This window comes from Pseudostreptobacillus sp. (assembly GCF_977040545.1).
In genome coordinates, this window is record NZ_CDRRBS010000138.1 from 1 (window position 1) to 2031 (window position 2031).

Sequence of the window (2031 nt, forward strand, 5' to 3'; positions counted from 1 at the left end):
ATATTCTCTTCTTTAAGTTCTATAATAGAATATTCCTTCCCTTTAAATTCTATCTTTTTACCTGCAGATCTAGCTGAGGCATATAGGTATAAATTATCAAATTGTATATTTCTTTCTTCTATAACTTTTAAAAAAGTTCTTCCTACAAGTCCTGTAGCACCTACTATTGCAATATTAATCATTTTTAACACTTCCTTTAAACACATATTGACTTAAACCAGTCATATATAATTCTTCATCTATTTTTTCAATTTTTAAATTACCACCTAATAACTCAACATTTACATTTTTATCAGTTAAATCTAAAATATTAGATATATATGCTGAAGCTATAGAGCCTGTTCCACAAGCAAGTGTTAGCCCTGCACCTCTTTCATAAGTCATTACTTTAATATTTTTCTTATCTAAAACTGATACAAAGTTAACATTTATACTATCAGGAAATAATTCTTTATTATTTTGTATTATTTTTCCAACTTTAGTCACATAATCTTTATTTAAATTTTTCTCATCAACATATATTACTATATGTATAGTACCTGTAAAAACATAATGATAAATATATTCTATACCATCAATTATAATAATATTATTTAATGATAAATCTAAAGGTTTACCCATATTTACCCTTACATTAAAATTATCATCAATTTTTATATATTCAATTTTTTTTATTCCGGCTAAAGTATCAATTTCTATATTTCCATTATCCTCTACCAACCCATTTTCAACTAAATATTGAGTATAACATCTTATGCCATTTCCACACATCTTAGCACGACTACCATCAGAATTAAAAAACTTCATAAAAAATTTATCATTTCTTCTTTCAGCTACTATTAAACCATCTGCACCAATGCCAAATCTTCTATCACATAACTTTGAAACTTTTTCGCTAGAAATATTTTCATTAGTTATTATAAAGTCATTACCAAGTCCTGTGTATTTTTGAAATTCCATTTATATCAAACCTTTTGATTTAAGTAATTCTTTTAACTTAATATCTGTTTCATCTGATGTTTCCATTAAAGGTTCTCTAACTTTCTTATTTTTTATTAATCCCATTATATTCATAACAGCTTTAATTGTTACAGGATTACCTTCAATAAACATATTTTTATGTATATCATACATATATTTATGGTGATTAAATTGTTCAGTACCTTTAAGTATAAATTGAGCTGCAACCTCTTTAGGCAATGCATTTGCAGTAACTGAAATAACACCAACTGCTCCAATAGATAACATAGGTAATATCAAATTATCTTCCCCAGATAATATATCAAATTCTTCACTTACATTATTGGCTATCTCTATCATTTGTTCTATACTACCAGTTGCTTCTTTTACTCCAACAATATTTTTAACTTTTGATAATTCAATAGTTGTCCTAGCTTCTATATTTACTCCAGTTCTTGAAGGAACATTATATAATATTACATCTATACCAACTTCAGCAATTTTCTTAAAATGTTCTATTATTGCTTTTTGAGTAGGTTTATTATAATACGGTGCAACAGAAAGAACTGCATCAACTCCTATTTCTTTACAAATTTTAGTTAATTCTACTGCTCTTTTTGTTGAATTACTTCCTGCCCCTGCAACTACCTTTACTTTTCCTTTAGATTTTTCTGTTACAAAGGTGATAACCTTTATATACTCTTCTTCACTTAGAGTAGCTGCTTCTCCTGTTGTTCCACAAACAACTATACCATTTGTTCCATTTTCTATTTGAAAATCTAAAAGCTCAGATAATTTATCATAATCAACTTCTAAATTATCTTTAAACGGTGTTATTAGTGCAACATAACTTCCTGTATATTTCATTTTATTTCTCCTTTTGATAATCTAAAATCTACAAAACCATTAAATCTTTCTAAATCCAATTTATCTTTTAAATCACTTTTATTAACTCTAATTTTTAATTCCCTCAATTTTTCAAAATCTTTAATATGATATAGATAATTCGCTTCCATTAAATCTAGTATCATTAAAAATTTAATTTTATAAACTTCTATTTCTGGATAAAAT

Annotated in this window: 3 protein-coding genes and 1 pseudogene; all 4 read right to left on the bottom strand. The window is 26.0% G+C overall.

The window, feature by feature from the left end; genetic code table 11:
* A pseudogene (locus tag ACWYO2_RS05915) lies at positions 1-182 on the bottom strand (aspartate-semialdehyde dehydrogenase); the annotation flags it as partial.
* Positions 175-960, bottom strand: a complete 786-nt coding sequence (gene dapF / locus ACWYO2_RS05920) for a diaminopimelate epimerase (protein WP_455515555.1) — start codon at positions 958-960, stop codon at positions 175-177. The pseudogene ACWYO2_RS05915 and the gene dapF, both read right to left, overlap by 8 nt.
* On the bottom strand, positions 961-1827 hold the full coding sequence (gene dapA, locus ACWYO2_RS05925; protein WP_455515556.1) for a 4-hydroxy-tetrahydrodipicolinate synthase: 867 nt from the start codon (positions 1825-1827) through the stop codon (positions 961-963).
* The coding region (locus ACWYO2_RS05930) for a hypothetical protein (protein WP_455515557.1) at positions 1824-2031 on the bottom strand (208 nt) is incomplete at its 5' end. The genes ACWYO2_RS05930 and dapA, both read right to left, overlap by 4 nt.